The sequence below is a fragment of the Klebsiella sp. 28 genome, from assembly GCF_018223905.1.
GTDB classification, from domain to species: domain Bacteria; phylum Pseudomonadota; class Gammaproteobacteria; order Enterobacterales; family Enterobacteriaceae; genus Klebsiella; species Klebsiella pneumoniae.
In genome coordinates this window covers 1-2791 of the sequence record NZ_JAGRQY010000312.1, presented here as the reverse complement: position 1 = coordinate 2791, position 2791 = coordinate 1, and the positions used below count along the sequence as shown (strand labels likewise).

The following is a 2791-nucleotide window of genomic DNA, read 5'->3' as shown; positions in this document are numbered from 1 at the left end:
CGCGCAGGGCCTGGCGCAGGTAGCGCCAGGCGATACGCCGCTGCTCAGCGTCGAGCATCCGACAGGCGAATTTAGCGTGACGCTTCAGCTTGATGCTGACGGCGCCCTGGCTGGCTGCGGCCTGTTACGCACGGCGCGACTGCTGTTTGCTGGCGAGGTTTTTATTCCGGCCCGCGTCTGGCCGCGTGAGGAGTGATAATGACAATCGCGTTTATTGGTTTTGGCGAGGCGGGTGGCATTCTGGCGGCGGATCTGGCCCGTGAGCATGCGGTGACCATTTGGGATTGCAAGCTCAATGGCCCGGAGCGAGAGGCGATGGGCAAAAAAGCCCGTGATTCGCGCGTTCAGGTGGGAAATTCGCTGGCGCAGGCGCTGGAGGGGGCCACGCTGGTTTTTTCTACTGTGACCGCCGGTGAGGCGCTAAAGGTGGCGCAGCTGGCGGCCGCGCTGCTGCAGCCGGGACAATATTTCCTCGATCTCAACTCCGTGGCGCCGGAGACGAAACGGCAGGCGGCTGAACATTTTCTGCCGGGCGCCTACATCGATGTCGCGGTGATGGCGCCGGTACCGCCGGCCCGATTGCAGACACCGTTATTGATCGGCGGGCCGCAGGCGGAGGCGATCGCGCCGCGTCTGCAGGGGCTGGGGCTGAATGCCCGCTATGGCGCCAGTACGGTGGGCCAGGTGTCGGCGATAAAAATGTGCCGTAGCGTGATGATCAAAGGTCTTGAAGCGCTTACCACAGAATGCCTGTTCGCGGCTCGTGAATACGGCGTTGAGGAGGAGGTGCTTAGCTCCTTGCATCATAGTTTCCCCTCTCTGGGCTGGACAGGCGCGTTCCCCGACTATCTGATCAGCCGGGTGGCGGAACATGGCATTCGGCGCAGCGAAGAGATGGAAGAGGTGGTGAAAACCCTGCGTGACGTGGGGAGCGCCGGGATAATGAGCGAGGCGATTGCGAAAAGCCAGCGCCAGCTGCCGGAGCAGATGGCCGCCCGTAGCCTGAGCTACAGGCAGCTGATGCCGTTTGACTGGAAAACGCTGGTCGCGAGGCTGAAATAACCGCTATTTGGCCGGACAGACGATTTTGTCGATTGCGGCCTGGTAGCTTTTCTGGTTATTGCGCTCCTTCGCCAGCGTTGCTTCGCGGACCGCGTTCTTGTTACCGTCGGTCGCCAGCACTTTATTGGCAAAATCGTTGTCGCTGAGGTGGCTTGCTGGCGCGCATTTTTCCTTCACCGCTTTGAGCACCTGCTGTTTTTGCTGCTCGAACTGCAGGCTTTGCAGCGGTGATTCGGCCCACGCCGACGTGGCGCTCAGGGCGGTGACCAGGCATACCATCCAACATGCTTTCATCAGGCTTCTCCTTCCGTAATCGCTTCCGTCAACTATATGCGCAGGCGGGAAAACACGCAAATAGTGGTCAGTTTAACTTATTGAAAATGCAATTTTTATCGCCTGCTCAGGCGGCTCTCACCCGCCGCCGCGAGTCGATGGCGATCAGCACCACCGACGCGAGGATCAGCAGAGTGCCCAGCCAGTCCGGCAGCGTGAAGGTGATCCCCAGAAGCAGGAGCGACAGCAGGGCGCTGCTCAGCGGTTCGGCGCAGCTTAGGATCCCGGCCTTTGCGCCGCCAATCTTCTGCGCGCCGTTGAGATAGAGGCTGAAGGTCAGCGAAGTACCGATCACCACCAGGTAGAAAAAAGCTAACAGCAGGCTGCCGTTAACCACAAAATCGGTGCCCTGGCCGCCGTAAAACGGCAATAGCATCGCGCCGCCGAACAGCATGCTCCAGCCGACGATGGGCAGCGTCCCGTAGCGGGCAATCAGCGTTGAAGGATAGGTGGTATAAAAGGCGGCGGCAAACGCCGAGGCGATCCCCCAGAACAGCGCCGCCGGCGAAATCGACAGCGTCGTTGGGTTGCCGTGGGTCACCAGCAGAAAGGTGCCCGCCAGCGAGGTGCAGATAGCCCCCAGCACCAGCGGAGTGGGACGCGCTTTGCGGGCGAGGGCGAACCAGGCGACGATGATCGTCGGCGACAGAAACTGCAGCACCGTGGCCGTGGCGGCATTGGACTTTTCAATGGTCATCAGAAAGGTGAACTGCACGGTTAGCGCGCCAAACAGCGAGAAAAACAGCAGGCTGAGGGCGTCGCGGCGGTTTTGCAGCACGCGGAAAATGCGGTCGCCGTGAACAAAGCCGAGCATCAGCAGGATCAGCCCGGCGAACAGCAGACGCGTCATGGTCAGAAACGGCGACGACATCTGGCTTTCCTGCATAATAAATTGCGCACACACCCCGGAACTGCCCCACAGCACGGCGGCAATCAGTACGTTCAGNNATCATAGCATGCGCGCGCCCGGGCGGCGGGGCAGGAAATGGTAGTCGGGCGCGGCGGCGTAACTATTTTGCAGGCCCGGTAAGGCGAAGCCGCCGCCGGGCATTAACCGATAGTCGCGTTCTAGCTTAAATCGACATTTTTACTGCCGAACAGCCAGGTGAGGACAAAGCCGCACAGGTAGGAGACCGCCAGCCCGCCGGCGTAGACCGCCATCCCGGCGTAAATTCCGCTGCCGGAGGTCATCAGCGGCAGCGCCACCAGACCGGACGGACCGAACACCGTGTTCAGGCCGACCGGCAGCCCCAGCCAGGCGATCAGTCCGACGAAGAACCCGCCGCAGGCGCCGCCGAGGCAGGCGGTGACAAACGGCTTCATCCGCGGCAGGGTGACGCCGTAGATCAGCGGCTCGCCAATCCCGAGGAAGCCCGGAATAATTGCCCCTTTAATC

Annotated in this window: 3 protein-coding genes and 2 pseudogenes; 2 read left to right on the top strand and 3 right to left on the bottom strand. The window is 61.4% G+C overall.

Annotation, left to right across the window (positions count from 1 at the left end; translation table 11 throughout):
• Together KHQ28_RS28750 and KHQ28_RS28745 are read left to right on the top strand one after the other, a co-directional pair.
• Positions 1-196, top strand: a pseudogene (locus KHQ28_RS28750) (4-oxalomesaconate tautomerase); the annotation flags it as partial.
• Positions 197-198: 2 nt separating this feature from the next.
• Positions 199-1062, top strand: a complete 864-nt coding sequence (locus KHQ28_RS28745; RefSeq protein ID WP_032418255.1) for an NAD(P)-dependent oxidoreductase — start codon at positions 199-201, stop codon at positions 1060-1062.
• A gap of 3 nt (positions 1063-1065) precedes the next feature.
• Here KHQ28_RS28745 and KHQ28_RS28740 read toward each other — a convergent pair whose 3' ends face one another.
• The 3 genes and pseudogenes from KHQ28_RS28740 to murP all read right to left on the bottom strand — a co-directional run.
• On the bottom strand, positions 1066-1356 hold the full coding sequence (locus tag KHQ28_RS28740) for a YicS family protein (RefSeq protein ID WP_002923120.1): 291 nt from the start codon (positions 1354-1356) through the stop codon (positions 1066-1068).
• Positions 1357-1462: 106 nt separating this feature from the next.
• Positions 1463-2341, bottom strand: coding sequence for an EamA family transporter (locus KHQ28_RS28735; protein ID WP_228298314.1), 879 nt, complete (start codon positions 2339-2341; stop codon positions 1463-1465).
• 122 nt (positions 2342-2463) lie between these two features.
• A pseudogene (gene murP, locus KHQ28_RS28730) lies at positions 2464-2791 on the bottom strand (PTS N-acetylmuramic acid transporter subunit IIBC); the annotation flags it as partial.

What these genes read in the sequence shown, in the direction of transcription:
- KHQ28_RS28745 (WP_032418255.1), top strand. Translation starts at nt 199, where the DNA reads ATGACAATCGCGTTTATTGGTTTTGGCGAGGCGGGTGGCATTCTGGCG.
- KHQ28_RS28740 (WP_002923120.1), bottom strand. Translation starts at nt 1,356, where the DNA reads ATGAAAGCATGTTGGATGGTATGCCTGGTCACCGCCCTGAGCGCCACG.